Annotated in this window: 1 pseudogene; it reads left to right on the top strand. The window is 70.0% G+C overall.

Annotated elements, in window-relative coordinates:
* Positions 1 to 344, top strand: a pseudogene (locus C6N31_RS42590) (PspA/IM30 family protein); the annotation flags it as partial.
* Between the last annotated feature and the right edge of the window lie 49 nt (positions 345 to 393).

The raw sequence follows: 393 nt of genomic DNA on the forward strand, positions 1-393 counted from the left end.
CCGCCGCCGAGGCCGAGACCCACATCGCCGAGGCCGTCACCGGCATCGGCGAGGAAATGGGCGATGTCGGCCTGGCCATGCAGCGCGCCCAGGACAAGACCGAGCAGCTGCAAGCGCGCGCCGGTGCGCTCGACGAGCTGATCGCCTCCGGAACGCTGGAGGACGCGACCCTTCCGGCCGGGCGTGACGATATCCAGGCAGAACTTGAGGCCGTCACCGCGGGCCAGGACGTGGAGATCGAACTGGCCCGGATGAAGGCCCAGCTCCCGGCCCCTGCCACCCCGCCGGCGGTGGAGGGCGCAGAACCCACGAAGGACCCGCCGGACCAGAAGGAGACGTCATGATCATGCGGATTCTCGGCGAGGGCCAGTACGAGATCGCCGACCAGCACCT

It is taken from the genome of Streptomyces fildesensis, assembly GCF_016107395.1.
In the GTDB taxonomy this organism is placed as follows: Bacteria; Actinomycetota; Actinomycetes; order Streptomycetales; family Streptomycetaceae; genus Actinacidiphila; species Actinacidiphila fildesensis.